The organism is Bradyrhizobium sp. CCBAU 25338 (genome assembly GCF_028128965.1).
GTDB lineage: Bacteria > Pseudomonadota > Alphaproteobacteria > Rhizobiales > Xanthobacteraceae > Bradyrhizobium > Bradyrhizobium liaoningense.
The window spans coordinates 164,544-191,510 of the sequence record NZ_LFKY01000032.1 but is presented as its reverse complement, the minus strand read 5'-3'; the positions used below and the strand labels follow the sequence as shown (position 1 = coordinate 191,510).

Annotated in this window: 33 protein-coding genes and 1 tRNA gene; 19 read left to right on the top strand and 15 right to left on the bottom strand. The window is 63.2% G+C overall.

The window, feature by feature from the left end:
- The first annotated feature begins 42 nt into the window (after positions 1–42).
- Genes ACM42_RS13065 through ACM42_RS13040 form a run of 6 tightly spaced genes read left to right on the top strand, consistent with a single transcriptional unit; the run spans position 43 to position 5,429 of the window.
- A complete protein-coding gene (locus tag ACM42_RS13065; RefSeq protein WP_271528300.1) occupies positions 43–519 on the top strand; it encodes an HNH endonuclease in 477 nt (158 codons plus the stop codon).
- On the top strand, positions 519–923 hold the full coding sequence (locus ACM42_RS13060) for a phage terminase small subunit P27 family (protein ID WP_271528298.1): 405 nt from the start codon (positions 519–521) through the stop codon (positions 921–923). Before ACM42_RS13065 ends, ACM42_RS13060 begins: the two co-directional genes overlap by 1 nt.
- Complete coding sequence (locus ACM42_RS13055; RefSeq protein WP_271528297.1) at positions 895–2,499, top strand: terminase large subunit; 1,605 nt, start codon at positions 895–897, stop codon at positions 2,497–2,499. The genes ACM42_RS13060 and ACM42_RS13055 overlap by 29 nt, the downstream gene beginning before the upstream one ends.
- A complete protein-coding gene (locus tag ACM42_RS13050) occupies positions 2,496–2,897 on the top strand; it encodes a hypothetical protein (protein WP_271528296.1) in 402 nt (133 codons plus the stop codon). The genes ACM42_RS13055 and ACM42_RS13050 overlap by 4 nt, the downstream gene beginning before the upstream one ends.
- A complete protein-coding gene (locus ACM42_RS13045; protein ID WP_271528295.1) occupies positions 2,890–3,216 on the top strand; it encodes a GTA-gp10 family protein in 327 nt (108 codons plus the stop codon). The genes ACM42_RS13050 and ACM42_RS13045 overlap by 8 nt, the downstream gene beginning before the upstream one ends.
- Complete coding sequence (locus ACM42_RS13040) at positions 3,213–5,429, top strand: hypothetical protein (RefSeq protein ID WP_271528294.1); 2,217 nt, start codon at positions 3,213–3,215, stop codon at positions 5,427–5,429. Before ACM42_RS13045 ends, ACM42_RS13040 begins: the two co-directional genes overlap by 4 nt.
- A gap of 54 nt (positions 5,430–5,483) precedes the next feature.
- Here the strand turns inward: ACM42_RS13040 and ACM42_RS13035 are convergent, their stop codons facing one another.
- Entirely contained in the window at positions 5,484–5,786 is a 303-nt protein-coding gene (locus tag ACM42_RS13035) for an antibiotic biosynthesis monooxygenase family protein (protein WP_271528293.1), read from the bottom strand.
- Positions 5,787–6,164: 378 nt separating this feature from the next.
- On the opposite strand from ACM42_RS13035, the gene ACM42_RS13030 reads away from it, so the two are divergent.
- Positions 6,165–6,944: a hypothetical protein gene (locus tag ACM42_RS13030; protein ID WP_271528292.1), complete on the top strand. Its 780-nt coding sequence runs from the start codon at positions 6,165–6,167 to the stop codon at positions 6,942–6,944.
- Between the two features lie 76 nt (positions 6,945–7,020).
- Here ACM42_RS13030 and ACM42_RS13025 read toward each other — a convergent pair.
- The 4 genes from ACM42_RS13025 to ACM42_RS13010 all read right to left on the bottom strand — a co-directional run bounded on the left by ACM42_RS13025 (position 7,021) and on the right by ACM42_RS13010 (position 9,415).
- A tRNA-Pro gene (locus ACM42_RS13025) sits at positions 7,021–7,097 on the bottom strand.
- 91 nt (positions 7,098–7,188) lie between these two features.
- Positions 7,189–7,674 carry a DUF192 domain-containing protein gene (locus tag ACM42_RS13020; protein ID WP_271528291.1) on the bottom strand — a complete coding sequence of 162 codons (486 nt, stop codon included), beginning with the start codon at positions 7,672–7,674 and terminating at the stop codon, positions 7,189–7,191.
- 116 nt (positions 7,675–7,790) lie between these two features.
- A complete protein-coding gene (locus tag ACM42_RS13015) occupies positions 7,791–8,453 on the bottom strand; it encodes a cold-shock protein (protein ID WP_271528290.1) in 663 nt (220 codons plus the stop codon).
- A 200-nt stretch (positions 8,454–8,653) separates the two neighbouring features.
- Complete coding sequence (locus tag ACM42_RS13010; RefSeq protein WP_271528288.1) at positions 8,654–9,415, bottom strand: SIR2 family NAD-dependent protein deacylase; 762 nt, start codon at positions 9,413–9,415, stop codon at positions 8,654–8,656.
- A 255-nt stretch (positions 9,416–9,670) separates the two neighbouring features.
- Here ACM42_RS13010 and ACM42_RS13005 point away from each other — a divergent pair, with 255 nt between their 5' ends.
- Positions 9,671–9,835: a hypothetical protein gene (locus ACM42_RS13005; protein ID WP_271528287.1), complete on the top strand. Its 165-nt coding sequence runs from the start codon at positions 9,671–9,673 to the stop codon at positions 9,833–9,835.
- Positions 9,836–9,914: 79 nt separating this feature from the next.
- On the opposite strand, the gene ACM42_RS13000 is transcribed toward ACM42_RS13005, so the two are convergent.
- Positions 9,915–10,199: a hypothetical protein gene (locus ACM42_RS13000; protein ID WP_271528286.1), complete on the bottom strand. Its 285-nt coding sequence runs from the start codon at positions 10,197–10,199 to the stop codon at positions 9,915–9,917.
- Positions 10,200–10,395: 196 nt separating this feature from the next.
- Here ACM42_RS13000 and ACM42_RS12995 point away from each other — a divergent pair, with 196 nt between their 5' ends.
- Positions 10,396–10,713, top strand: coding sequence for a hypothetical protein (locus ACM42_RS12995; protein WP_271528285.1), 318 nt, complete (start codon positions 10,396–10,398; stop codon positions 10,711–10,713).
- 83 nt (positions 10,714–10,796) lie between these two features.
- On the top strand, positions 10,797–10,925 hold the full coding sequence (locus tag ACM42_RS12990; RefSeq protein ID WP_256439286.1) for a hypothetical protein: 129 nt from the start codon (positions 10,797–10,799) through the stop codon (positions 10,923–10,925).
- On the opposite strand, the gene ACM42_RS12985 is transcribed toward ACM42_RS12990, so the two are convergent.
- From ACM42_RS12985 to ACM42_RS12975, 3 genes are all read right to left on the bottom strand, one after another.
- Complete coding sequence (locus tag ACM42_RS12985; RefSeq protein ID WP_271528284.1) at positions 10,922–11,119, bottom strand: hypothetical protein; 198 nt, start codon at positions 11,117–11,119, stop codon at positions 10,922–10,924. The two genes, ACM42_RS12990 and ACM42_RS12985, sit on opposite strands and share 4 nt — an antisense overlap.
- Before the next feature lie 707 nt (positions 11,120–11,826).
- The gene (locus ACM42_RS12980; protein WP_271528283.1) at positions 11,827–11,961 is read right to left on the bottom strand and encodes a hypothetical protein; all 135 of its coding nucleotides are present in this window, start codon (positions 11,959–11,961) and stop codon (positions 11,827–11,829) included.
- Positions 11,962–12,645: 684 nt separating this feature from the next.
- Positions 12,646–12,942 carry an HU family DNA-binding protein gene (locus ACM42_RS12975; protein ID WP_018323108.1) on the bottom strand — a complete coding sequence of 99 codons (297 nt, stop codon included), beginning with the start codon at positions 12,940–12,942 and terminating at the stop codon, positions 12,646–12,648.
- A 411-nt stretch (positions 12,943–13,353) separates the two neighbouring features.
- On the opposite strand from ACM42_RS12975, the gene ACM42_RS12970 reads away from it, so the two are divergent.
- Positions 13,354–13,656 (top strand): hypothetical protein, encoded by a 303-nt coding sequence (locus ACM42_RS12970; protein WP_271528282.1) that lies wholly within the window; start codon positions 13,354–13,356, stop codon positions 13,654–13,656.
- Positions 13,657–13,699: 43 nt separating this feature from the next.
- Here the strand turns inward: ACM42_RS12970 and ACM42_RS12965 are convergent, their stop codons facing one another.
- The gene (locus ACM42_RS12965) at positions 13,700–14,362 is read right to left on the bottom strand and encodes a hypothetical protein (protein ID WP_271528281.1); all 663 of its coding nucleotides are present in this window, start codon (positions 14,360–14,362) and stop codon (positions 13,700–13,702) included.
- Between the two features lie 371 nt (positions 14,363–14,733).
- Positions 14,734–17,841, bottom strand: a complete 3,108-nt coding sequence (locus ACM42_RS12960) for a DEAD/DEAH box helicase (RefSeq protein ID WP_271528314.1) — start codon at positions 17,839–17,841, stop codon at positions 14,734–14,736.
- Positions 17,842–18,579: 738 nt separating this feature from the next.
- Between ACM42_RS12960 and ACM42_RS12955 the strand changes: the two genes are divergently transcribed.
- Positions 18,580–18,816: a hypothetical protein gene (locus ACM42_RS12955; protein WP_271528280.1), complete on the top strand. Its 237-nt coding sequence runs from the start codon at positions 18,580–18,582 to the stop codon at positions 18,814–18,816.
- A 94-nt stretch (positions 18,817–18,910) separates the two neighbouring features.
- On the opposite strand, the gene ACM42_RS12950 is transcribed toward ACM42_RS12955, so the two are convergent.
- Together ACM42_RS12950 and ACM42_RS12945 are read right to left on the bottom strand one after the other, a co-directional pair.
- Positions 18,911–19,303 carry an NUDIX hydrolase gene (locus ACM42_RS12950; protein WP_271528279.1) on the bottom strand — a complete coding sequence of 131 codons (393 nt, stop codon included), beginning with the start codon at positions 19,301–19,303 and terminating at the stop codon, positions 18,911–18,913.
- A gap of 144 nt (positions 19,304–19,447) precedes the next feature.
- On the bottom strand, positions 19,448–20,533 hold the full coding sequence (locus ACM42_RS12945) for an AI-2E family transporter (protein ID WP_271528278.1): 1,086 nt from the start codon (positions 20,531–20,533) through the stop codon (positions 19,448–19,450).
- A gap of 277 nt (positions 20,534–20,810) precedes the next feature.
- On the opposite strand from ACM42_RS12945, the gene ACM42_RS12940 reads away from it, so the two are divergent.
- Both ACM42_RS12940 and ACM42_RS12935 read left to right on the top strand, forming a co-directional pair.
- Complete coding sequence (locus ACM42_RS12940; protein WP_239623695.1) at positions 20,811–21,038, top strand: hypothetical protein; 228 nt, start codon at positions 20,811–20,813, stop codon at positions 21,036–21,038.
- A 103-nt stretch (positions 21,039–21,141) separates the two neighbouring features.
- The gene (locus ACM42_RS12935) at positions 21,142–21,444 is read left to right on the top strand and encodes a hypothetical protein (protein WP_027575377.1); all 303 of its coding nucleotides are present in this window, start codon (positions 21,142–21,144) and stop codon (positions 21,442–21,444) included.
- A gap of 62 nt (positions 21,445–21,506) precedes the next feature.
- Here the strand turns inward: ACM42_RS12935 and ACM42_RS12930 are convergent, their stop codons facing one another.
- Positions 21,507–21,725: a hypothetical protein gene (locus ACM42_RS12930; RefSeq protein ID WP_271528277.1), complete on the bottom strand. Its 219-nt coding sequence runs from the start codon at positions 21,723–21,725 to the stop codon at positions 21,507–21,509.
- Positions 21,726–22,201: 476 nt separating this feature from the next.
- On the opposite strand from ACM42_RS12930, the gene ACM42_RS12925 reads away from it, so the two are divergent.
- The 3 genes from ACM42_RS12925 to ACM42_RS12915 all read left to right on the top strand — a co-directional run bounded on the left by ACM42_RS12925 (position 22,202) and on the right by ACM42_RS12915 (position 23,802).
- Positions 22,202–22,789 carry a formyltransferase family protein gene (locus ACM42_RS12925; RefSeq protein WP_271528276.1) on the top strand — a complete coding sequence of 196 codons (588 nt, stop codon included), beginning with the start codon at positions 22,202–22,204 and terminating at the stop codon, positions 22,787–22,789.
- A gap of 172 nt (positions 22,790–22,961) precedes the next feature.
- Positions 22,962–23,312, top strand: coding sequence for a hypothetical protein (locus ACM42_RS12920; RefSeq protein ID WP_212432599.1), 351 nt, complete (start codon positions 22,962–22,964; stop codon positions 23,310–23,312).
- Entirely contained in the window at positions 23,257–23,802 is a 546-nt protein-coding gene (locus ACM42_RS12915; protein WP_271528275.1) for a hypothetical protein, read from the top strand. The genes ACM42_RS12920 and ACM42_RS12915 overlap by 56 nt, the downstream gene beginning before the upstream one ends.
- Positions 23,803–23,853: 51 nt before the next feature.
- On the opposite strand, the gene ACM42_RS12910 is transcribed toward ACM42_RS12915, so the two are convergent.
- Complete coding sequence (locus ACM42_RS12910; RefSeq protein WP_271528274.1) at positions 23,854–24,252, bottom strand: RidA family protein; 399 nt, start codon at positions 24,250–24,252, stop codon at positions 23,854–23,856.
- A gap of 151 nt (positions 24,253–24,403) precedes the next feature.
- Between ACM42_RS12910 and ACM42_RS12905 the strand changes: the two genes are divergently transcribed.
- A complete protein-coding gene (locus ACM42_RS12905) occupies positions 24,404–25,279 on the top strand; it encodes a DMT family transporter (protein WP_271528273.1) in 876 nt (291 codons plus the stop codon).
- Positions 25,280–25,480: 201 nt separating this feature from the next.
- Positions 25,481–26,905, top strand: a complete 1,425-nt coding sequence (locus tag ACM42_RS12900; RefSeq protein ID WP_271528271.1) for a caspase family protein — start codon at positions 25,481–25,483, stop codon at positions 26,903–26,905.
- Positions 26,906–26,967: the final 62 nt, after the last annotated feature.

Sequence of the window (26,967 nt, the reverse complement as noted above, 5' to 3'; positions counted from 1 at the left end):
AAAACTGCCGCGCGATTCGATTTTTGTCGAGAGGGTTGCGGCGTGACCCACGGAAAACCACAGCTTGCCGCTGATCGCCTCCGCGAAGTGCTGACTTATGACCCCGCTACTGGCGCGTTCACCCGGGGCGGCAAGCCGGCCGGCTGGACACGTCCGCATGACGGGTTGGTTTATATCAAGGTCGACTATCGGTCTTACCTCGCTAGCCGTTTGGCCTGGCTGTACATGACGGGCGAATGGCCGCCGCGCAGCGTGAGCTATCGGGACAATGACCCGGCGAATCTTCGCTGGGCCAATCTCCGCTTGGCTTCTCCTAAGCAGACGGCCTATGGCCGCAAAGCCCGTAACAAGCTCGGTATCAAAGGGGTTCGTGAGACCCCGAACGGCAACTTTCGCGCATCCATCCACGTGAACGATCGCACCCTGAACCTAGGGACCTTTACCACAAAGGAGGCGGCGGCCAAAGCCTATGCCACCGCCGCGCAAGAGCACTTCGGCGAGTTTGCGAGGGTCGATTAATGCGCGGACGGAAGCCTATTCTTAATCCCGATAACAATCCGATCCTCGCCTCGCCGAAGGCACCATCGTGGCTGAGCAGAGCGGCGAAGGCCGAATGGCGCCGCATCGCTCCACTGTTGATGGAACGTCGCATTCTCGCGGAAACCGACCTGACCACCCTCGCCCATTACTGCGCTGCTACCGGCACGGTTCAAGATCAGCAAAAGACGATTGATCGCGAAGGCTATGTCGTCATGACCGAGCGAGGGCCACGCGCGCATCCCGCCGTCCGTATTCAGGCCGACGCAATGACCCGGGCGCGCCTTCTGGCGGCTGAACTAGGCCTTTCGCCTGTTAGCCGCAACCGCCCCTCAATTCGAACCGACCAGGAAGACGATGACAGTGCATCCGACCTGGGTGTTTGACGAAACACCCATCCCGGACCCGCACGGGCGCGGCGAACGCGCTGTGAAGTTCTTCCGGGCATTGAAGCACCCCAAGTCAGCCGCGCCCCGGCACGCCTTTGAGCTCGCGCCGTTCTGGGAACGCATTCTACGGCGCATCTATGGGCCTTCCGACGCCAACGGCGATCGGGAGGTTCGGACGGTCTACATTCAAATTCCGCGCGGCGCCCGTAAGACCACATTCGGCGCAGCGCTCAGCCTTCTGCACGCTTGCGGGCATGAAAAGGTGCCCGGCGGTGCCTGCATTCTCGCGGCCAGTGCTGAAGATCAGGCGGAGCTTGCTTTTGACGAAGCGCGCGCCTTCATCAAGGCAACGGCGCCGCTCGCGAAGGCGACTTACATTGTTGAGTCCGAGCTAGAGCTTGAGCACGTTGCGTCGGGCTCGACTTTGAAAGCCATTCCGGCCGAAGGCGACGTTCAGCAAGGTAAGACCCCCTACTTCGTCCTGATCGATGAACTGCACGTTTGGAGAAACCGCCGCCTCTGGCGCGCGTTGAAGAGCGGCTTGCTCAAGGTGCCGAACACCCTACTGGTGATCATCACCACGGCGGGGCGCGGCCAAGACAATCTTGGCTTTGAGGAATACAGCTACGCGAAAAAGGTCGCGTCGGGCGAGATCGTCAATCCGTCCTATCTGCCTATCATTTTCGAGCCGCCCGCGAAGTTCGATTGGCGCGACGAAAAAGTTTGGCACCGGGTCAATCCGGGTCTGAAATACGGCTTCCCGGATCTCAAAGGCATGCGGCAAGCCGCGTCGGAAGCTGCCGACAAGCCCGCCGATCGCGAAGACTTCTGTTGCTATAATCTGAATCAATGGCTCGACGCGGCATCTAGCCCGTTCGTCGAAATGTCGATCTATGACGAAGGCGAGGCCCCCGTTGATCTGAACGCCCTCGCCTCGCGCCCATGCTGGCTAGCGGTCGATCTCTCCTCAAACACTGATTTGTCAGTTGTCACCGCCGCATGGCCCGACGATGACGGGAGTTACGACGTGCACCCGTGGTTTTTCTGTCCGCGCGCGAATTTGCGGGAGCGGGAAAACAAGACCGGTGCGCCCTATTCCGAATGGGTCAAAAACGGACTGATCACGGCGACCGAAGGCAATGTAATCGACTTTGACGCGGTGCAAGCCACGATCGAAGAGGTTTGCGACCGATTCAACGTCCAAGAGATCGCTTTCGACCCCTACATGGCCCGCATGATGCAGGCACGGTTGCTTGAGAAGGGCTTGCCGGTAGTGGATTTTCGGCAGGTGCCTAGCCTCATGATGCCCGCGCTATCGGAGCTTGAACGGGCGATCATCGCGCGCCGCTTCCGGCATGGTGCGCATCCGGTCTTGCGCTTCTGCTTCGCCAATGCGGAGGTTGAGCGGAACAAACAACAGCATGCGGTTCGCTTTCACAAATCGAAGCGCTGGCTGAGCATTGACGGTGCGGTTGCCACCGCAATGGCCGTTAGCCGAGCCTCGACCGGCGACACCGGCCGGTCTTTTCTCGATAACCCCGCGATCACGGCTGACATGTTGGTGCTGGAATGAGCGACAACCTTGAAGCATTCCTAGAAGCCCTGCCCGACAAGCTCACCGAGCAGCTATCGGCAGTCGTCCGGGAACAGGCGGAACGGCTTTCCCACGCCCAGCGCGAAGCATTGCAGGCCCTGGAGCAATCGCCCGACGAAACCGGGCACCTTGAAGAGTCGTGCGTGGTCGTGCCCGGCTCCAATGACCTCGAATTCATCGTTCAGGCGGGCGGCGAGCTGACCACCAAAGAAGTCCGCGAGGGCAGCGGCCAACCCTATGACTACGCGCTGGGATTCGAATTCGGGACGAGCCGCCAAGCCGCCCGGCCCTTCTTTTTCAACACCTATGAAGCCATGCGCGACGACCTGCAAAAGGCGATCGACGACGGAGTTAGCGAGGTTCTGAATAATGACTGACGACAAGTGCGCCCGCGAAATCAATTGGGCCGGTGGCACCCACACTTTTACCCTGGCCGATCGCTGGGTGCAGCGCGTGATCTCATGGCGAGGCATCAATGGCTATTCGCCTTCCGCCGCCCTCGCCCGGTTTGAAACCGGCAGCTACACCGCCGACGACGTTGAGCGCGTGATTGAGCTTGGCTTGCTTGGTGGCGGTGTCCCGGAAAGCGAGGTGGAAACGCTTCTCAATTCACATGTTCGCGGAAAGCCGCTCAATCCCAATGTTTTGCTTGCCAATGCGGTGTTGGCCGCCCTGTTCTCCGGAGACGCCCAGTGACCACCCCTGCCCTCAACATCCCGATCAGCGTCAACCTTGATCAGTTGAAGGACGGCCTGAAACAGACCAGTTCGCTCACCCAAAGCGCCGCTCGCAACATCGCGAAGCAGTTTCTGGACATGAATGAGGCCATCGGCGCATCCATGGTCGGCGGCGCCGCGCGCATGGCCCTCGGTGTTGCTGGTAGGGTCGCGTTGGTCGTGGGATCTTTCAAGCTCATGTCAGCGGCGATCGAAGGCGCCCGCGACCAGCTTAAGACCATGGTCGATCTTGCCGACAAATCGCAGAACGTTGGCGTTGCGCCTGCATTCTTTCAGGCAGTCACGGCGGAGGCCCGGAAGCTCAAGGTTGAAACTGGCGACCTAGAAGCCGCCCTTGATCACGCCTTCAACGCGACCAAGGAACGGTCCCCTATCGACGTGTCGGAATGGACCGTTGTTGAAGAGAAGATCACCGCCGTAGAGCATATGCTTCGCGTCTATAACGAGACGCTGGCGAAGAGCGCAGGCCAGCGCCTTGAGGGGTTGGTTCTGTTCCGGGACGCGCGGACCCAGGAAGATCGAATTCAGGCCGTGCTTAAGGCCATGATCCAGTTGCAGAGCATCGGCCAGCAAGCCGCTGCCTATGACTTGGGCGAGAAAATGTTCGGTTCGGCGCTGATCGACCGCATGCGGCAAGGCAAAACCTCCGCCGATAGCATGCTTGCGACGATCAAAGAGGCCGCCGCGAATTCGGACGGCATTTTTAGCAACGCCCTGGTCCAGCGTGCCAAAGAGATGGACCTGCAACTAGACTTGGCCCATCAGCGCCTCTCGACGGCGTTGAAGCCTAGCTGGGACGATCTCGCGTCAATTTTGCTCACCATCAAGGGGCATTGGTCCGACACGGTCGATCTGATCGCAAAGGCGGTCGAATTCACTAACAAGCTGGGCCTAACCTCCGAGACGGCGCGCAAGAGGAGCGAGCTTGCCGCGATCAATGATGCGATCAAGAACGGGACCGCCCTGGGCGGACTGCCTCAGGTCACAAACATCCCCGGTGTCAGCAAGCTTTATGACGCGATCGGCGCTGAGAAGCCCCAGGACGCCTTGAGGCGGCGCCGCGACCAGCTACAGGCTGAGATCGATGCTTCAGAGCGTGGCGCTCCGGAAGGTCCCGAGGCCCCTACCTCGCGCGGCACCGGCGCGGCGCCGACCAAGATCAGCACCGGCGGCAACGTGGACAAGCTGAATTCGGCCGCTGACAGTATCGACAAGCGAACCGCCGCATTGAATGCGGAAGCCCAAAGCCTCGACCTGAGCACCGCCGCCCGCGAGCGCAACAAAATCGCGGCCCAGCTACAGGAAGTCGCCATGCAGGCCAACGCGGCGGCGGGCAAGGGTGAAAACGTCGTTACGGCCGAACAGCGCCAGCGGATTGAGGAAGTCACCGAGGCCTACAGCAAGGCAACTCAGGCCGTGGAAAAGGCCACTGTTGCGCTGTCCATCAGCCGGGGCAGTCAAACCGCCCTCCTCGATCCTCAGGACGTTCAGATTGCCGAACAGCTAAGGGGCCTCTATCCGGACGTCGCCACCGCCCTTAACTCGGTTGAGGCCCAGGCTATGCGCACCAATGAGGCCATGCGATCGATCGGCAACACCATGTCGAGCAGCCTCACGACCGGCCTTGCCGATATCTTGGACGGCACCAAGAGCGTAAGCGACGGCTTCGCGTCCATGGCAAAGAACATCGTCCGGGCGATCGAAGAGGCTGCGATCAAGATGCTGATCGTTCAGCCGCTGATGCGTGGCTTGTCTGGCGGCCTTGGCTTTGCAGATGGCGGGATGATTCCGAGGTTTGCGGACGGCGGCGAAGTATCAGGTCCGGGCGGCCCCCGGGATGACCGGGTTGTGGTCCGCCTCAGCCCGGGCGAATTCGTCGTCAACGCGGCATCGACCGCAAAGCACCGGGCGCTATTGGAGCAGATCAACCGAGCGCCCAGGTTTGCAGACGGCGGCATGGTTGGCGGCGGCGCGGCGCCCATGTTCGGCGGTCAAGGCGGCAACTTCATCATGGGCGACATTCACGTCAACGGCGGCGCCTCCAACGGATCACCGGCCGATAATCGCGCCCTCGCCCAGCAGATCGCCCAACAGGTCCGGATCGCAGCGAAGCAGATGATTGGCGAAGAGTTGCGAACTCAGACGCGCCCGGGTGGCATGCTGAAGCGCTAAAGGTCAGCTAATGGGCCAACAGCGGAAGTCCGGATTCGCGCGCGGGGGCGAGGCCTACCTATCAATGGGCGAGAATGTGCGCACGACCTCATACATGCCCGGCTCAAATTTCGCGATCGTGAGCGCCTCTTCGAGAAAGGGTAGCGGTCCAGGATCCTGGCGCATGGACTCATAGTCTTCCGCGCTGCGCCACTGCGCATACATGGTCACCTTCGTGCCGTCGAGGCTCCGATGAAGGGTCGAGGAAACAAAGCCAGGTGCCCGGCTGACGAATTCATCGGTCGCGCGCGCAAGCAAATCGAGGAGCCGGTCCTGGTTGGCTGGATCTACCGTGAAGACATTTATTAGGCTGATCATGCCGGTTCGGTCCTCTCTTTTGTTGCCTGATGCCTTGCCTATCACGAAGGGGGGAGTTCCAATAGGACCGTCGCCATTTCAGCCTCGCGCCGGATCGACCGCCCGAGGTCGTTGCTGGACGCGAACAACGCGCCCCTGAGAGAACCCTGTCAAACCAAAGGTAGGCCGCACCGGGTCAAGGCCATTGATGCCCGTTGCGGGTCAAAAGCGGACCAAGGCGAACCTTCCGCCAAACGCTATACTCCGTTTTGAACCCAAAATAAGAGCCCCAGGGACCCGCATCCCTGAGGCTCAACAGAAGGAGTTTCCGACGTGTCGGCGTCAGACCCTTGCCTAGACTATAGCAATAATTCGAAGGCCCGTTGGTCCAAGCCCGCCATGGCGGACATGTCAGACGACCAACTGGAGCGCAGTCTTTTCCCCGACGGCTGCCAACCCGGGCGGTGCGTCACGATCGGCGGCGATGCGCACAATACTGCCTTTGAAGATTTGATGGCCGCGCTGGACGCCCTCGACGACTGCGAGGCGCCGCCCGCGATCGACGCGCCAACGGAAGAAACTTCCGAGAAGGCGCCGCAAGAACCTAGCCATGATGAAATGGTGCTGGCCGCGAACCACTACGCCATGAGTCGGGGCGGAGTCTCCGGCGACGTTCCGTCGCCGCTCGCCAAATTCCGGGCTATATTGGCAGCGGATGCACGGCGAAAGCTTGAGCAGCGCCTAGCGGCAAAGAAGGCGCACCAGCGGAAGCTCACGGCCGATCGCGTGCGTAAGTATCGCGCGGCCAAGCGTGCAATCCCGCTGGATCAAGCCCTCAAAGAATTGGAAGCCACGCCCGATCAAAAGCCCCTGCCCGGGCGATCGTCGCGACAATACAAGGCCCGCTTGAACGCCCTGATCACGGCGACGGCCAACCCTTGCGGCGACAAATTCTTGATCAGCATTCGACCGCGTGTAGTCGAGCTGACCGACTCGTGGGTTGTGCAGCAATGCGCCCGGAAGCGGTTCGGTGCCAAGGCGTCGGATGCCAAGGTTGCCCGAATGCACCCCGACAAATCGATGACCAAACGGCGTGCAGAAAGTCACCGAAACATCATCGCAAAGCTTGAGCAACCGGGGCGCCCATGGGCTCAATTTGCTACGCCGGAGGCTCACTAGCGACTGTTACGAGTTGCACCATTTTTGTCTGGTTGCATCGTCGTAACTCTTTGATTTTATTGAGAAAAGACGCTAATGGTCGGGGCAGCTGGATTCGAACCAACGACCTGCAGTACCCAAAACTGCCGCGCTACCAGGCTGCGCTATACCCCGAATGTCCGGCGAGCCCCGTCGATACACGCTTCCCAAGGCGCCAGCAAGCTTCCAAAAGGCGCCAGCAAGGCCGGCAATCGCCTCGCCCGTCCTATTTGCTGCCGAACAGAGGGTGCCCGACGCGGTCACCGGGGCGGATGCCGTATTTCTGCGCCGTTCCCGCCACCACCTCCAGCACGGCCCGGGCCGGCCCCCGGGACGAGATGATCTTCGTCGACAGCGGCTCGGTGTTCTCGGCGATGCGCAGGATGCGGCCGTCGGCGCGGATGAAGATCATGTCGAGCGACACATACGTGTTCTTCATCCACATCGACACTTCCTGCTCGGGATTGAAGTCGAACAGCATGCCTTTGCCGTCCGCCAATTCCTTGCGATACATCAGGCCGGTCTGCTTCTCCTCCTCGGTCGTCGCCATTTCCACCGAGAAAACCTGCACGCCGTTCTTGGTGACGATCTCGAGCGGCTGGAAGCTGGCGGCGCCGACAGGCGCGCTGGCGACGACACAGCCGATGATGACGAGGATGGCGGCAAGCCAGCCCTTCGCAGCGGACCAAGCGGCCTTTCGATCAGAATTCATGGGGCTCTCGAGGCGTGGGAGACTGGGCAAGTCCTTACGCGGCGGCCATCGGAAAAGAAAGAGGCGCGCCGGCCAGCCGGCACGCCTCTGCTCACGATCGCGAGAATTGGTGGGGTTCAGTGCGACTGCAATCCCGGCGATCCGGTCTCGGGATGGATCTCGGCCGCCATCATGCCCTTGGAGCCGGGCCCGAAGCGGACCAGGACGTACTGGCCCGGCCTGAGTTCAGTCATGCCGAAGCGGCGCAGTGTCTCCATGTGCACGAAAATGTCGGGCGTGCCCTCGCCGCAGGTCAGGAAGCCGAAGCCGCGCAGCCGGTTGAACCATTTGACCTGGGCCCGTTCCAGCCCGCTGGTCGGAGTGACCGTGACATGGGTGCGCGGCGGCAACATCTGCGCCGGATGGATCGCGGTCGACTCGTCCATCGAGACCACGCGGAAGGCCTGGTAACCCTTGGTACGCTGAATGCACTCGACGACGATGCGGGCGCCTTCATAAGCGGTCTGGAAGCCGTCGCGCCTGAGCACGGTCACATGCAGGAGCACGTCGGGCCAGCCATTGTCGGGAACGATGAAGCCATAGCCTTTGGAGGCATCGAACCATTTGATGACGCCATGGACCTCGACGAGATTGGCGCTGGCCTCACCGAGCCCGCTGAAGGGGCTGAGCCCGCTGTCGTGGCCGGCGCCGCCGTGCTCGCCCGGCGTCATCCGCCCGGGCGATACTCCCTGCCCGGGAACTCCGAGCTTCTTGGACTCAAATCCGTCCGACGACCCCATAACCCCGGACCCCACACTGCCATGCCACCCGCCACATTGGCGGCGCTCGAATCACGCGTCTTCTGAAAATCTTCTCAACTCGACGCGACGCGAATCTTCCGACTCAAAAGATAACACTCCCGGTTGAGAGGCATAGACAAAAAAGAGATTCGCCGGAACCTATGAACAGCTTGCATTGCCGCGAATCAAATTGATTCGTCTCAATTGCCGACGAAGGGACCGAGCGTCTCGCCGATGTCGTGATGGATGACGAGGTCGGCGATGTCGTCCTGCTCGGTCGGCTCGCGGTTGATGATGACCAGACGTGCACCGGCGCGCTTGGCCATGAGCGGAAAGCCCGCGGCCGGCCAGACCACGAGCGAGGAACCGATCGCGATGAAGAGGTCGCAGGATTGCGACAGCGCGGTCGCGCGCTGCATTTCGTCGTCCGGCATCATCTGGCCGAAGGAGATCGTGGCGGTCTTCACCGGCTCGTCGCATGCCGTGCAATTGGGCGCCGCGCCATCGTCATCGAAACGGCGCCTCACCCAGTCGAGCGGATAGGCCTGCCCACATCCGATGCAGCGCGCATAAGTGGTATTTCCATGAAGTTCAACCACGTGTTCGCTGGCGAAGCCCGAGGCCTGGTGCAGATTGTCGATGTTCTGGGTGATGACGGCGGGAACCTTGCCGGCGCGGTAGAGCGAGGCCAGCGCGCGATGGCCGCGGCCAGGCTTCGCTGCGGCAAACACCTCCTCCATCGCGAAGCGGCGGCGCCAGGATTCGTTGCGCGCCTCCGGGCTCGCGACGAATTCGTCGAACGGGATCGGACGGTTGCGCGTCCAAATTCCGCCCGGCGAGCGGAAGTCGGGAATGCCGCATTCGGTCGAGATGCCGGCGCCGGTGAACGGCACGATGGCCCTGGCCTCGGCGATCATGTCGCCGAGCCGCTCGACGCCGCTCTGAAGATCCGATGCGATCAATCGCGCCTCCCGACTCGTTTGGCCTGACAGCAATATGCACAAGCGACAAGATCGCTGACGTACTTATCAAGCGCGAACGCAACGCGCTCGGCAACTTTTTCTTCCGGCCTTCGCTTATCACAATCCTGCAATGCCTCCTCCCCATTGACGCCCCATTCAGGAGCGCCAATGGATGTGTTGACGCGACTCAACGTGATTGCGGCGGCAGCGCTTGAGTTCAGATGTGCACATACTCAGGTGTGGAGGGGATTTCACATGACCGAAGACGAAGAACGCAAAGCGCGCGAGCGCGATGAGATCGCCGCCCGGGTCGCCGCCTTCCGTGCTACGCAAGAGAAGTTCCAGCGCGAGCGCGAAGAATACTTCGTGTCGACGCTGGAGAACGCCCGCAAGGTGGAACGGCCATCGCTCTGGCCGTAGCATCGTCGCGCAGGCAAGTGCGAGGACATGCGAATGAAAAAAGCCCGGAGCAACGCTCCGGGCTTTTCGCTATTGGCGGCTACCAATGGCGCCAGTGGTGATGGCGGTAGTACGGCCCGCCGCCGTAATAGGCGTACGGACCCGGCCCGTAATAATAGCTCGGGCCGCCATAATAGCCGTAACCGGAACCGTAATAGCCATACGGTCGGGAGGCTGCGACCGCGCCCGCGGTGATGGCGCCGGCGGCAAGGCCGAACGCGAGGCCCGGGCCGATGCCGCGACCGCGTGCCTCGGCCGGCGCAGGCGCCGCGACGGCGGTCACGCCGACGGCCGCGACGGTGGCCAGAACTGCCAATGTCTTCATGCTCGTCTCCTTCGCGTCTTGCGGAGATAACCGCGAGCAACTGCGATGGTTGCGCAACTCGAAGAAGCCCGGCGCATTCAAAAAGCGTTGATGCGCGGGGAACGAAATCGCCGAACGCGGATTGGTTTGCCAAGTGCGGGAGCCTCCGCCATCCGGGTTGAGGCAACAGCACGAAGACCCCGTCAGTATCTCCGCGATGCTGGCGGGGTTTTTCAGTTTAACGGGAGCCAATGGCAGCAGGCCGCAATTGCTGCCAGCGGGGCGGACGATCGAGGAGGAATTCTTGCCATTATCCGCTTTGCTGGCACGTATTCGCAGGTTGGTTCCCAGATCCGACGATCAGCATTACGACGAGATTGTCCGCAGCTTCGGCGTCGGTACGCTGCGCCCGCCGCCGACGCCGATGAGCGACGGCGAGCTGGCGCGGGCGATCGCCGAGTTCCTGAAGGAGCGGCCGTCGAGTGAATCCGTCGCGGCCCTCGGCCGCCGGCTCGACCCCTCCTCGCCGGTTTGAGTTTCTTTCGGGAGCAGGGAACCAGGATTGCGCGCGGACGTTGAGTCCTTCCTCACGCTGAGATGAAGGAAAAGAGGCCCGACATGCCCGCGTGGCTCGAAGTCTTGCTCAACCTGTCCGGCTATGCCGGCTTCGTGGCGCTCGCCTCTCGCGGCGGCGCCGCTTGCCCGCAGGCGCCGGCCGACGATCGCATCTACGGTGACGAACGCTAATTGGCGTGCGCCGCTTGGCCCGCCGTGCGCACCAGCCGGTCGGCCTTGACCGCCACGCGCGTGTCCTCGGCCTGCGGCCGCAGCGAGAAGCTGATCACCACGAAGGCGAGACAGAGCAGCGTGGCGACGACGGCGACGCGCCGGTAGGTGTGCCGGTCGCCCTGGTAAAAGGACGGTGTCGAAAAAGGCGTCATGACAAAATTGCTTCTTGGCAAAGGCGTTTCTTGCTTGTCTTTGCCAGACACCTACCCCAGCCCGCAGCAAGCGCAACGCGATTGGGCTTTTAACCTAACCGAATAGGGTTATCGGCGTCCGCGCAAGCACTCGTTAGGCACATCAGAGGCAGCGCCTCTGCCGTCGGGACAGGCGAACGACCGACCGGCTTTGTTCCGGCTTCGACTCCATTTCGTTCCAGAAGAACGAATCGGAATCGCAGAAATGAGTGCGGAGCAGTTCTTAACAAGCACTTTGCGACCTCGATCAGAGCAGTCAGCATCCATGGCGCTTTCCTCGCCTTACGCTTTCGGAGAAGACACGCGCGGGGCCAGGCATCACTCCGTCTCGCTCTGACACGCGCGGCCGCATCGCCGCCGTTAAAGCCGGAAAAGTGCGCAGCGGTCTTCCGAAAAGATCACACTTGAACAAAAACCTAATGCGCGATGACGATTCATTCTAATCGCATCGCGCTTTAGGCGCGCCCTGTTCCGGCTTCGACTCCATTTCGTTCTCGAAGAACGAATCGGAGTCGCGAAAATCGGTGCGGAGCGAATCCTAACGATCGATGAAAGCGCGAGCTCTCACACCTTCGGCGGCAGAGCTCTTTGCCGGCAAACTCTTCGGCGGCCAATCGAGCGCGAGCCGACAGACGCGATCGCGGGTTGCCGCGTGTCGTCGACGCTGATCAAGCCGCCCGCTTCGCCTTCACCTTGGAGAAGCATTCGAGGATCTGGATGCGGAGCTCTTCCGCGGCAGGCCCCTCGAGCTTCCTGAGCTCGTTCCAGAGCCTGATCACTTCGCGCTGTTTTTCGACAGTCATGAGCCACCTCCAAAAAGTCTCCCAAGGCGGCTCACACTAGAACAAAATGAGAACAAAAAGTCCAGCCCCCTCCAGCCGAATTTCGCTGGCCCCGCGTTGAACCTTTTCGGAACGGCATAGACTTACGGAAGCTGGGGATTTCAGCGCCCAGTCACACGGCAGCGCCGCCTGACGAACATACTCCGTCACCGCGGCGCTGTTGCTTTTTACATTTTCAACCTTAAGTTTGAGATACGGTTGGCGGCCAGGCGCTGAAATCCCAACGCCGTCAGCCAAGAGAGCCCCGCGCGAAAGCGCGGGGCTTTTCTCTTGAAGTCGGTGGACTTGGCAACGCGCGCGGATTGCATGCTATCGAAGCGAAGCCTCGCCCTTGCGCATCGACCGGCCGAAATCCAGTGGGCCGGCAACGGTGCGGCGCAGCCGTTCGACGCCACGGAAGCCGGCATCGCGAGATTCGTCATCGAGGCGCCGATGACCTGCGAGGTCTGTGAGAGAACCCTCTATCGGTCTGCGCGGCTTGCGGGAAACGGCAGAGCGCGCCCGGCCAGAGCGAACGGCGCTCCCTATGGTTTGTCCTGATCGTCCGGTGATGTTCGGCATCGCCTTCGCCGAGCACCACCTCTTCAGCCATTGTTCGTCGCGCGGCCTTGCGAAAGTGCCCGCCGCAACGATGTCGCCTGCGCCTCAGACGGCGTCCTTGGCGACCTTCAGCGGCGAGGCCTTGACCGACTTGCTCGCGGGCTTCGCCGCAAACTGCATCGGCTCCTTGGTGAAGGGATTGACGCCCATGCGGGCTTCGGTCGCCGGCTTGTTCACGACCGACATCTTCACGAAGCCGGGAATGACGAACTCACCGGACTCATTGAGCTCCTTGTAGCCGACCGTCGCCATGTACTCGATCACCGACTTCACGTCGTTCTTCGAAAGCTGCGTGCCCTCGGCAATTGCATCGATCAATTGGGTCTTCGTCATCTTCGCCATGTCTGAATTCCTTTGAATGGGGGCGCGCGAGCAATTCCTGCTGAGGACGCGGCCGAACCGCGGGGGCGCGCTGCTGATTCATGCCAGGGGTCATGAAGTGTCCGGGCTTAGAACCCATCGAGGCCGAAAACGCAAGCACGGGTTCTCAGGGACTCCCTCCCTCCTGTGGACCCATGCCCGCTTCTTTTTGAACCATTCGGCGGCTGGCGCGTCTTATGATCGAGGTCCCTAAGCCTCCCCCACCAGAGAGCCCCGCTTCCCCCAGGCGGGGTTTTCTCTGTCGCGACTCTTGTTGATCCGCCTGCTGTGTGACCTGCACGTGAAACCTGTGGCTCGGCCGGCGTCGTTGACACTTCAGTAACCTAACGCGGCCAAGCTCCAATCAGGTTCGTTGCGTTGGAGTATCCCACAGTGCTGGATTTTGACGAGCTGCGTGAACTCGCGGCTGATGTTCGTATCTATGTCGACGTCGCCGAAGACAAGGCCGAAGCGCTCAGGGCCGTCATCGCGGCTTACGACGTGGTGCTGGCGATCTTCCCCACTGAAGAGGGTATGGGTCTCCACGTCATCAAGGGCCGCGAGATCCTGGACAGGATTGCAAAGTCGCGGACGCATGCGATGTACAGCCACACCGCGATCGCGGTTCCCGACCTCGCACATGCAGAAGCGCTCAAGTTTCTGACGACACCTGTCGACCACCGGATTGCGGCCTAAATCAAACCAGGCCGGGCGCGGATAATGAAAGATCTTCCGATCTTCAGCTTTCCGGCGCTGAAACCGTCGCCGGCACACTCAGCGGAGCTCCTCCCACCGAAACCGGCCCTACCGGCTTCGACGGCCGGACCAGCCGCTTGCGCATCGCTGCGGACAGTCCATAGCGAGCATTCGCGCGCCGGATCGAGGACGTGACGTCCGACATCATCACATTTTGCAGCGAGTCGACCTTCGCGATCAGCGTGGACAGCTGCGAAGATATCTTCTTCACATCGACCCGTTCGTCCGTGATGCTCTGCCGCAGCGACAGCAGCACCAGTGAATCCTGCTGCAGCACAGCCGCATTCTGCTGCAAGGCGTGGTTGTTCGCCTGCAGCGAAGCCGTGTGTTGCTGCTGGGCGGATTGAATGTCCTTCAAGGCAGCGACGACCGGATCCGGTTTCGGCGCGGGCGCTTCCTGGCGCGGAAGCAGCCCAGCCAGGCTGCCGACATTCAGCGACGGCAAGCCGGACGGCAACGTATAGACGGCCGCCGCGCCGTTGATGGCCAGGGCACACACCGCCAGCAGCAGCACCGTTTTTCGGCCGGGCCGCGTGCGCGGCACTGCAGCTTCCGGAGCCGCGGGATCGTGCGCGGCTGCGGCGGCTGCGAGGGCCACCGCGTCGAGCTCTTCGGCGAAGCTTGGCGTTTCCAGGGACGTGGTCATCTGCGTTGACCCCAATGAGCGAGCAACAGGACGCCGTCGCCGGAACGTCCTCGTGACGGCTCCTGTACGCAGCACCCATCTCCAACTGCCTAAAATTGTGGGCTTTTCGGATTAATTCCACGTTAGCGGCCCAGCCGGCTGACGGGCCCGACGCCCCCGGCCGATTACGGGGCTGTTGCGCTGCGCACTCGCTCTGGAGCCCGAACACGCGCCCCGCAGCAGCGGCTTCTCACCGACGGATTTTCCGAAGTTGGCATCATGCCACTGTTTTGCCCGACAGGTCAAACGGGCCTTTTGCGCCTGATGCAGAAGGCGTTGTGGCAGAAGCACTTGGCTACTGTGCATGGGGTTGTTTTCGCGTTTTTTGGAGCTCACCCCTCGTCCAGCACCTCGAACAGCGCCTCCACCCGCTCGAACGGCGCATCGCGCATCGCACTGTGATGGACCACCCGATCGCCGTCGCGTTGCAGCGACTTGCCTCTCGATTTCCGCAAGCGCCCCGGCAGGAACGTCGCAGCCACCGCCTCGGGACCGACGTCGAGGCGGATGATGCCTCTGCGCTTGCACTCGATCCTGAGCCTGGCTGCGGCGAAGAAATCGCGCGCCACCTTCGGCAAGGGTCCGAAGCGGCGGGAAGTTTCCTCCTCGAGGTCTTCGAGGTCATCCTCGCCATTGCATCTTGCGGCGCGCGCATAGAGCTCGAGCCGCACGGGCTCGGACTGCACATAGGTCTCGGGCAGCATGTCCCCGACCGGCAGGTTCAGGTCGGGCACCCACACCGCAGCGCGCTCCTCGTCGGCCTTCTCCGAGGCCATCTTCAGGAGGTGGCTGTAGAGCACCGGCCCGAACACCTGGACATGGCCGGACTGCTGCTCCGAGAACAAATCGCCCGCGCCTCGCAAATCCAGGTCGCGCTCGCTGATGGCAAAGCCGGCGCCCGGCCGGCTGAACTCCTCGAGCACGGCCAGCCGCTTCTCGGATTGTCCCGAAGCCGTCTCGGTCAAGAGATGGGCGAAGGCGCGGATGCCGCTGCGGCCGACGCGTCCGCGCAGCTGATGCAGCTGGGCAAGGCCGAATTTTTCCGGCCAGCACACCACGATGGTGTTGGCGCGGGGAATGTCGAGGCCGCTCTCGACGATGTTGGTCGCGAGCAGGACGTCGGCACCGCCCTCGACGAAGCTCATCATCCGGTCATCGATCTCGTCGGCAGGCAGCTTGCCGTGCAGACAGACGATGCGCAGGTCGGGCGCCACCGCCTGCACCCGCGCCAGCATCGGATCGAGATCATGGATGCGCGGACAGATCAGGAAACTCTGCCCGTGGCGGCGCTGCTCGCGCAGCAGCGCGGAGGCGATGGCGGCATCCGACAGCGGCGCGATCCGGGTCGCGACCGGAAGCCGGTGCACCGGCGGCGAGGCGATCACGCTGAGGTCGCGGAAGCCGGCAAGCCCGGCGGCGAGCGTCCGCGGGATCGGCGTCGCGCTCATCATCAGCACGTGGACGTTCCTGGCGAGGCCGGCGAGCTTGGTCTTCTCGGCCGCGCCGAAATGCTGCTCCTCGTCGATGATGACGAGGCCGAGATCGTCGAATTTGACGTCCTTGCCGGTGAGCGCCTGCGTGCCGATCACGACCTTGATCCGGCCGCTGCGCAGTCCCTCCCTGGTCTCCCGCAGCCGCGCGCCGGACGTTGCCCGCGACAGGTTGCCCACCTCGATGCCGAACGGCGCAAAGCGCTTCTGGAACGTCGCGACGTGCTGCCTTGCCAGCACCGTCGTCGGCACCGCGATCGCCACCTGCTTGCCCGACAGCACCACCGCGGCGGCCGCCCGCAGCGCCACCTCGGTCTTGCCAAAGCCGACGTCGCCGCAGACCACCCGGTCCATGGGATGACCGGATGCAAGATCGTCCAGCACGTCGCTGATCGCCTGGGCCTGGTCGATCGTCGTGAAGTAAGGGAAACGCGCGACGAACTTCTCGTACGTCGACCCCGGCGGCACCAGCTTTTCGGCGCGCCGCCGCCGGCGCTGGCTGATGTGCTTGGCCAGCACCTTGCCCGCGGCCCGGATCTCGCGCTCGGCCTCGCCGCGGCGGGCCCACCATGTGCTGCCATCCGCCTTGTCCAGCGCGAGCTTGCCGAGCTCGGTCGCGTAAGGCCACATCAAGGCGAGATCGGCCGGCGGCACCAGAACCGCATTGTCGCCTGCGAACTTCAGGCGGATCATCTCGCGCATGGCGCCGCCGCCGGTGTTGACGGTCTGCAAGCCGTCGAGCACGGCAAGGCCGCGCTGGAGGTGGACGACCACCGTGCCCTGCTCGGGCACATCGGCATGGTCGAAGGCCGCACTCCAGGCGCGCGCCATCGGTTGCGGATGATGCGCGCGGCTGCCGAGCACGTCCGACGCCGTCACCACGACGAGGGGCTTCTTCCCGGGCACGACGAAGCCGGCATCGAGATCGGCCAGCAGCGTCGCCTCGCCGCCCCGCCCCCGCGCCGCCTCGTCCCAGTCATCGGAGCGCTCCGCCTTGACGCCGCTCATCCGCTCCATCACGCGCAGATCGTCCTCGTGCGCGGCGACGAGGATCAGTCGCGATCCGGCCCGGCGTGTCTCCTCGACGAAGGCGCGCAGCGCCTTCCTGGAGGATGTCAGCTTCGAAAACTCCGGGATGTGCTGGAAGGGCGCAGTCCGCGGCAGCACCTTCATGCTCTTGGAGAGCTGCTTCCAGTCGCGCCGTGCGAGATATTCACGCTCCCGTTCCGATCGGCCTGCGGCCTCCTCGATCGTGTCCAGCCAGGCGTCGGCATGCAACGGGACGCCGGCGTCCGCGATCCATTTGGCACCCCCACAATAGTCGAACAGGCTCGCGCGCTTGCCGCGCCTGCCGGCAAGGCCGAGCCGCTCCGACATGGGATCGACGAGCAGCTCTTTGGTCTCGAAGATGATCCTGTGCTCGTTCGGGTCGAAGGCCACGATCCGCTTGATCGCATGGTCCGAATGCTCGATCCGGAACGGCCCCAGCGCGCCCGCGGGAAATATCTCGAAGGTCTGCCCGTGGAACAGCGCCCCGCCCGGATAGTCCGGCTCGTCGTCGAGATCGTATCCCAGGGCTAGGAGGCGGGTCTCGAGGTCCCGCTCGGAGAACGAGCCGCCCACTTTCAAGCTCAGGCTCAGGCGCGACAGACTCGCCGGCGGCGGCAGGCGCTCCATCACCGCTTCCGCGGTCGACACGAGAAACAACGGCTTCCTGGATTTTGCGAGGCGGCTCAGCACGGAGGCTCTGCGCCCGGCGAGCTCGTGCGACGGCTCGAGCTGATCGAACGGCAAGGTGTTCAATCGCGGAAACACCAGCACCTCGCAGGACGGATCGAGCGCGTGAATGACGCTGCCCAGCCGCTCCGCCCTGTTCTCGTTCTCGGCGAGGAAGACGATCCCGCTGCGTCCGGACTGCTTCCATTGTGCAAGCAGGTGAAGAGCCATCATGCCGAGGGGCGACGACGACGAGATCGTGACGCGCTGCGATCCTTTGCTCTTCTTCGGCGCCTTCTTGGCCACCCCTGTCTTTTTGGAAAGCCTCACTTGAACCCGTTTCTGGTCTTATATTGTAGCCAACAGAATGCGAGCCGCCCTCATCTCGAATCGGCAACTCGCCGCCATGCATATGGGATTTGCCCCGCAAACGCACCCCTCGTGGCAACATTCAAAGGCGGCGCCGCGATCCCGATAATCTGGCTGTTTTGGCAGGCCTGGAGCGCGGAACTCATGCGGCCCGAGATCGGCATCGCTCGATGCAAGCGTTGCGGCGATCGAAGACGTCGTGCGCGCATGGGGCCACGAAAAAGCCCCAGCGCTTGGAGCCACACTGGGGCGTTTCGTTCAACATGAATAAGTTAAGCAATGACGTCTTCATAGCAGCGGTTTCGCCGCGCGCTTGTGAACTGGTTCACACGCTTTGCGCCGAGCAAACGACCTCAGCGCGAGAGGCCCTGAGGTCGCCAACCTTTATGGGTAGGTTTTCTCGCGGCCCGGGGGCTTTGGGGCTTGGGGATGGGCCGTGAGCCTGGATTCGACGCACGTCATGCAGAGTCGTTCCAAAGCTGGCCGATCGGAGGTCCAACATGCTTGGGCGCTCCAACCATGCCGGAACCGAGTACCTCACATCTGCCGGTTTGAGTGCGCGCGCGCCACGCGTTAGGATGCCCGCATTTTACGGAGGCTCATTTGAGGTTATTCATTTTCATCGGCGCCATCGCACTGCTTGCGACGGCCGCCCACGCACAGACGCTGGTCGATCCCAACAAGGTTGCTCCCGAATACCGCGAGGCAGCCGAGAAGCGCCGGGCCGAGCAGTTGCGCCAGCGTGAATGCGCACTGAAGGCCGATCTCGAGAAGGTGCTGCCCAGGGATCGCACCGCCTTTCTCAACCATTGCCTGGAGACGATGGCGGCCAAGCGATAACGGCCGACTGTCCCAACCGGCGTCTTGGCGCGATGCGCGCAAGGTCCGCGGTCATTCGCCGGGCGGACGCGATCGGCCGGGCGAGAGGACTAGCTCAGCTCCGCCGCCGCTTTCGCGGAAACAGGCGGTCGCGGATGTAGCGCGAGGTCGGCGTCAGGCGGATACCGCGGGGCTTCTGCCAGGCAGCGCGGTCGATCTCCTTCTTGTCGCCGATCGCCAGCCTGCCCTTGGCGGACTTGGCGATGAAGATCGCGTCATTCATCTTGCGGCCTGAGCGCTTGTTCCTCGTCTTCACTTCCTTCCAGAGTGTGATCCTGCCGAGCTTCAGCTTTGGAAGCTCCTCCTTGATCTCCCGCCGCAGGCAGTCCTTCTCCGACTCGCGCGCACGCTTGCGGCCGCCCGGGAACATCCAGAGGCCATCCGACCGGCGCCTGACCAACAATACCTTGCCGCGCCTGGCGGCAACCAGCTTGGAAGATTTCGCCATTGCTGCCGTCATCAAAAACAGAATCGACCCGATCGTAACTTGTCTAGTCGAACAGACAAGTTCGCGGCATGCTTTGATCACAGGCCGCGAGATATCGGGTCCTGGCGCGGCACGGCCGGAAGGACGCACGTGCGGGGCGCGAGATCAGCCCTCGCCCGCCTCCGCCTGATCCTCGGTCCTGATCCAGGCCATCATGATCTCCCAGGCCACCGACAGGATGATCGGGCCGATGAACAGTCCGACGATGCCGTGGGCCAGCGTGCCGCCGATCACGCCGACGAAGATCACGATGGTCGGAGTGGTCAGCCCCCGCCCCATGACGAGCGGCTTCAGCATGGTGTCGATGAAGCCGACGAGGACGAAAAACACGGTGAGCAGCAACGCCGTGGTGACGTCCTTGGCGGTCCAGATCCAGATGATCACCGGCAGCAGCACGAGGAAGGCACCGATCTGCACGATCGAGAGCAGCAGCACGATGAAGGCGAGAAGGCCCGCGCTGGGCACCTCGGCGAGCTTGAAGCCGATGCCGGCGAGCAACGCCTGCACGATCGCGACGCCGATCACGCCCTGCGCCACGGCGCGAATGGTCGCACCCGCAAGACCCAGGAAATGCTCGGTCTGCTCGGGCACGATGCGAAACAGAAAGCCGCGGCCGGCCGCGACCAGCCTCGGCCCGTGCGGAAACAGGAATCCGGCGACGAACACGGAGACGAGAAACTGGAGCGTGCCGACGCCGGCATCGCCCGCGAGCGAGAGAAGCGGGCCCGCCAGCGGCTGGAGATACGGCGCCACCTCGCGCACCACCGCCCGGACGTTGTTGTAGGCCTGCTCCCAGAGCTCGTAGAGCCAGGGCCCGACGAGCGGCCACGATTTGAGCTGCTCCGGCGCCGACTGGAGCGCGAGGTCGCCGGTGCCGAGCTGGTGCGCCAGCTCGCGCACGCCGTCCACCGCGCTGATGCCGAGCCAAGTCGCCGGACCAATGACGATGCCGAGCGTGATCAGGGTCAGGATCGCTGCTGCAGTCTTGGGCCGGCCGCCGAGGATCTTGGCGACCCAGCTGAACGCCGGATAGAACGCGACCGCGAGCACGCCGCTCCAGGCCAGGATCGGCACGAACGGGCGGATGATCAGGAAGGTCCAGATGATCAGCAGGGCGAGCAGCCCAAGCCGGATCACGAGCTGGATGACGTCCTCTCCCGTCAGGAGCTGACGGAGGCTTTTCACGGGCACAGCTTTCCTTGCGACATGAACGCAACTTCCCGCGCTTGCACGGCCCGGCCGTTATTGCCAGCAACGCTTCCGGCGTCAAGACGACCGGAACTGACCGCACCCACGATCAGGACCCCATCGGGCCATCCCGCATTCCGCGACGATGACGCCTCCCCCTGGCCTGCGCCCCGGCCCAGCTTAGCTAACGCCCGTTAACCGGATTTCCCCGCGCCGGTTTACGCCGCTGCAAACGCTGGCGGCTATTGTGGATCGAGGTCACCGAAACGCATTCTGTGCAATGGCCAACAGCATCTGGACGATCGAAGAGTTCACCTGTGCGGGTTGCGGCATGAACTACACCGCGACCAGAGAGGAGCACAGCGAGGCCCATACCGGCAGCTTCAAATGCGGCATCTGTAGCGGCGTCGTGCACGCCTGGTCCGGCAAGCATCATTTCTTCGGCTGGCAGGCCGTGAAGACGAGACCGCCGGTGTTCGGAAGGCGCTGGGCGGGCGTCGGGTGGTAAGCGGTCCGCGTCGCAGGATCGGCCCAATTGCACCGCCGCCGTTTGCACTCCGTTCACCGGTCGCCGCTAGATCAGGATGGATCCTCCGCGCCAAACCCCAATCATGGCCGACCTCAACGCCGTCCTGACCAGACTCAACGACCGTCTGCTCCGCCTCGAGGGCGAGCTGTTCGTGCTGCGCTCGCTGGCACGCGCGACGCTGACGGCCGGCGACGACCATGCGGCACGCATGCGCAAGCTGGTCGAGGCCGCGAAGGTCGCGCTCGATGATGAGGCCAAGCGCCCTCTCGACAAGCCGACGCGCAAATATGTCGATGCGGCAACCGCACTGGTGGAGGAGCTCCTGGTCGAGCCGACCCCGGCGCGGCCGCTGTTCACGGTCATCGACGGAGGCCGTCGCGACTGAGCGACAGACATTTTAGGCCCGCCATCGGCCAGACGTGCCGGGAGCGCGTGCGCCGCAGACCTCTAGATCCCCGTGGCGTTCTCCGCCTTGAGCCGGCTGAGCCCCGCCTCGATGATCGCGATCTCCTCGTCGATCTGGCCGATCGGCAGGCTGAAATCATAGCCAGACCTGCTCTTCAGATCGACCGCAAGCCGCTGCCTATGCATCATCAGCTCGTCGAGTCCGCGGCGGTTCTTCAGACGCACATAGGCGTCGACGATCTGCTCGATTGCGCTCGGCATGAAACCTGTCCCGTGAAAAGGCCCGGCGGCGCGCCCACGCCGGCGGACGTTTTCGGTGTCGCGGTACGCAATACAAATCCGCGACGGTTTCGTCGATACGCCAAGCTGGTTGAGATCGTGTTACCGTCGGACGATTTCGTGATGCGTGGCATGAAAAGGCCGCCGGCGATCACGCCAGCGGCCAAAGCCGGGTTCGAAAATGGATGCGGGTTGAAATGTCGCCAGCCCCGGTCCGGCGCACGTTACCAGCCAATCAGGGGGATCTCTGTTAAAAACGAGACACAGGAACCACTTGTCGGCCGCTTATCGTCCGACCGTGGCGGCGCGGCAACGCTAGTCCGTGACGCAGAAATAGGTTCGCCGGCCGCTGGCGCCCGGCGCATTGTTGATAACCCACGCAAACACTGCGCGGGTGGTGACAGGGCGTGCTGACGTGTTATCGGGGATGACGCAGTTGCGAAACGGATCGGACACCCATGCGCATTACCCTCGTCGGCTCCCGCCATTTCGGCGTGACCACCCTGAACATGCTCCGGGAGCATAGCGTCTCGGTCGTCCGGGTCGTGGTAGCCGATGCCGAGGATCGCCTCGCCGCGACGGCGAGGGCCGCCGGAATCGAGGTCGTGGTCCAGGCCAATCCGAAGCTCGTGGTGGCTTCCGAGATTGCCCCCGACACCGATCTGATCATCACGGCCCACAGCCACGCCCGGATCGGCAAGGACGCGCTCGCCGCCGCCAAGCTCGGCGGGATTGGATATCACCCTTCGCTGCTGCCGCGCCATCGCGGCAAGGCCGCGGTGGAATGGACCATCAAGGAAGCCGATCCGATCGCCGGCGGCACGATCTATCACCTCGCCGACCGTATGGACGCTGGCGCCATCGCCGCCCAGGACTGGTGCTTCGTCAAGAAGGGCGAGACCGCACGGGAGCTTTGGGAGCGCGCGCTGGCGCCGCTCGGGCTCAAGCTGCTGGCCGATGTGATCGACTACGCCAAGGTCCACAAGGCGCTGCCCGCGAAAGCGCAGGACGAGCAGTTCGCGACCACCGCGCCGAGTCTCTCCTGACGTTTACCCTTAACGTGAGCCCGCGTTGATTCTGCTTCGAAAATCGGTGTCAGAATCTCAAATAAACCATTGTGCCAACAGGAACAATTTTCGATTTGGCATCGCAACAAATTTCCGTCACATTTCGTCCGAATAAGCGTCAGCATATCAGACAAATTCAAGGACGGAATTTATGCGTTTTGGTCGCATTGCGGTGTTCTGTGCCGCTTCAGTTTTCGCCGGCACCCTCGCCGCCCCCGCCTTTGCCCAGAGCCCCTATGATGGCAATTGGCAGGTCACGATCGTCACCAAGAGCGGATCGTGCGAGCCGACCGCGAGTTCCATGCTGACGGTTGCCGATGGCAAGATCACCGCGCCCGGCGCTAACGTTTCCGGCACCATCGGCCGTGAGGGACTTGTGAAAGTTTCGATCAATGGTGCATATGCCAACGGTCAACTCAACGGCAACGCCGGATCGGGGAAGTGGAATGGAGCATCAGCAGGCATACCGTGCAGCGGGCGCTGGGAAGCATCGCGCCAATAAACCAACGCAGGTTCCTGCCCGGAATCGGCGGCTGCTGATCGCGGCCGCCGTATTGTTTGCGGCCGCAGCCGCCAATTCCGAAAGCAACGCGCAGTCCGGTCCGTTCGCTCCGATGGCGGGAAGCTGGAGCGGCGGCGGCACGGTCAGCCTCGAGGACGGATCGACGGAACGCATCCGCTGCCGGGCCAAATACGCTCCCATCGGCCCCACAATGGAAATGACGCTGACCTGCGCCAGCGACGCCTACAAGTTCATCCTCTCCGCCAACGTTCAGTCGGCGGGCGGTGCCATTTCGGGAGGCTGGAGCGAGGCCAGCCGCAACATCTCCGGCTCGCTCCAGGGCCGCGGTGGCGGCGGAAACTTCGAGGTGGTCGCCTCCGCCGCCGGCTTCAACGCCAACATCGCACTGAGGACGCACGGCAACAAGCAGACCGTCACGATGCGCGCGGACAGCCAGTTCCGCGGCGCCAACATCTCGATGTCGCGCTAAGGCGGACGACACTTTTGACAATCGGCCCGGCGGCTTCGCCGGGTCGATTTTTTACGCGTCCGGTACGAACGCCGTGACCTCGATCTCGACCTTGGCCCGGTCGTCCACGAGGCCACCGATATAGAGCAGCGTCGAGGGCGGGAAATTTCGCCCGAGCGTTTCCTTCCAGGCCGCACCAATGCCAGCACCGGCCGCTTCATACTCGCTGCGGCTGGTCAGGTACCAGGTCAGGCGGACGATGTGCTCGGAGCCGGCGCCGGCCTCGCCCAGGAGCTTGATGATCCGCTTCAGCGCAGTCGCGACCTGCGCTGCCATGTCGGACGCGTAATTGCCGGCCTCGTCGCCGCCGGTCTGGCCGGCCAGAACCACCCAGCGCCCCGGCCCCTCGACCACGACGCCATGGGAAAAGCCGCGCGGTTTTTTCCACTCGGCCGGCTGCAAGATATGCATGAGCGACGCTCTCCCGATCTTCTCGTTGTCCAGAGATGCCTAGCACGACACCCTGCATCGCTGCATCCGCAGATTTGGCCGTTGCAAACGCCGGTGATGTCGCCGATACCGACCGTCCCTTCGGGTTTCCTTCCTCCGGCATCCTGCCCCAATGAGCGCGACACCGTCCAAAACGATGGCTGCACTGTGGATGGCCGGCTGGCTGTCGCTGATGCTGGTCATGGCGATTGCCGGGCGCGAGACCACGCGCGAACTCAATGTTTTTCAGATCATGGAGGTGAGATCGCTGGTCGGCTTCGTGTTGCTCTCGCCGATCATCTACCGCGCCGGCGGCTTGAAGGTGCTCAAGACATCACGCCTGCCGCAGCATGTCGGGCGCAACCTGGTGCACTATGTCGCCCAGCTCGGCTGGTTCTTCGCGCTGACGCTGATTCCGATCGGCCAGGTGGTCGCGATCGAGTTCACAATGCCGATCTGGACGGCGATCCTCGCGGCAAGCTTCCTGTCCGAGCGGATGACGCCATGGAAGATCGCCGCCATCGTGCTCGGACTCGTCGGGGTGATCGTCATCGTCCGACCCGCGACCGGGGAGATCAATCCGGGCCAGCTCATCGCGCTCGGGGCCGCCATGGGATTTGGCGTGTCGATGGCGCTGGTCAAATCGCTGACCCGCACTGAAAGTGCGCTCTCGATCCTGTTCTGGATGCTGGTGGTGCAATCCGCCGCAGGCTTCATTCCGACGCTGTTCGTCTGGACCTGGCCATCGGTCTATGTCTGGGCCTGGGTCGGCGTGATCGCCGTCTGCGGCACATTTTCACACTATTGCCTCGCCAGCGCGATGCGCTACGCCGACGCGACGATCGTGGTTCCGATGGACTTCCTGCGGGTCCCCCTGACCGCGACCGCCGGCTGGCTACTGTATTCCGAGCGGCTCGACGCCTGGACCGTGCTCGGCGCGGTGCTGATCCTGGGCGGTAATTTGCTGAATTTGAAGCCCACTTCGCCCGTTGCCGCTCGCGCGCGGTGAACCTCGCGCCGCCTCGCGCGACAAAACGAAGTGGCCGTGTGATCTGGATCACGTTGGAGGGACACTCCATCGTGCACATTCGGCCACACAGCAGCGGGTTGACGCAACGGACCGGCCGTTTTGGTGGCGCGACGTCGGGCACTTCGTGTAGGTTCGTTGCCAATTTGTTGCTGCCTGCAATTCGATTCTGGGGATTTCAGAATGCGCTATCTTACCCTCCTCACTTCGCTGGTGTGCATGGCACTGTCGATCAGTGCCGCCAAGGCTGACCGCCGCGTCGCCTTCGTCGTCGGCAACGGCTCCTACAAGAACGTCGCGCAATTGCCGAACCCGCCGATCGACGCCAAGGCGATGGCGGCCACGCTGCGCAATGTCGGCTTCGAGGTGATCGAGGGGTCCAATCTCAGCCGCGACCAGATGACGGAGAAGCTGCTCGACTTCGGCCGCAAGGCGCAGGGCTCCGACATCGCGCTGTTCTATTATGCCGGCCACGGCATCGCCGTCAGCGGCACCAACTACCTTCTGCCCGTCGATGCCGACATCAAGTCGGAGATGGACGTCAAGCTGGGCGCCGCCATCAACATCGACCTGACGCTCGAGCAGACCATGGGCGATGCCAAGGTCAAGCTCGTCTTCCTCGATGCCTGCCGCGACAATCCGTTCGCCGCCAAGATCAAGTCGAACGCGGCGACCCGCAGCGTCAACGTCCAGAGCGGTCTCGCCGAGATGAAGTCCGGCGAAGGCACCCTGATCGCCTTCGCCACCGGCCCAGGCCAGACCGCGCTCGACGGCCAGGAGGGCAACAACAGCCCGTTCACCCGCGCGCTGATCGACAACATCACCAAGCCCGGCGTCGAGATCCAGCAGGCGATGACGTCGGTGCGCGCCCAGGTCAATGAAGAGACCCGCAAAGGCCAGCTGCCCTGGGGCCACACCAACCTGACGGGCTCCGTCTATCTCAATCAGGCGCCGATGACCCAGGTCGCCAACGCGGCGCCGACCGCGTCCGGCATCGTGCCGGCGGCGGCCGGGGATGGTGTCGAGCTCGAATACTGGCGCTCGGTCAAGGAGTCCAACAAGCCCGAAGAGCTCAACGCCTACCTCACCGCCTACCCGAACGGCCAGTTCAAGGCGCTGGCGCTGGCGCGCCTCGCGGCAATCAAGAGCGGCGCCTCGACCGCGACCCGCACGCTCAACGCCGGCGTCGATCCCGCTACCTTCACCGACGAGGCCACGCAAGTCACCGAGGACCAGATCGGCCTCGACAAGAACAAGCGCCGCGACGTGCAGCGTCGACTGACGGCGTTAGGGTTCGACACCAAGCAGACTGGCGTATTCAACGACGAGACGCGGTCCGTGCTCAAGCGCTGGCAGACCGCGCGCGGCTATCCCTCGTCGGGTTATCTCAACAAGAACCAGCACAAGGCCCTGCTCGCGGAGATCGTCGCTGCCCCAGCGACCGCCAGCGACACCAGCCAGAAGCCGGCCCGGCGCGCCAGCGCTCCGCCTCCGAGCAGTGGGCCGGCACCGGCACCTCAACGCAGCAGCAGTCCCGGCGATGCAGCCGGTGCGGCCTTCGTCGGCGGTGTCGTCGGCGGCATGATGGGCGGCATGTTCCGCCGCTGAGCCGAGGCGAGATCGACAACACAAAAGCCCGGCTCACGCCGGGCTTTTGTCTTTGGTCGTCC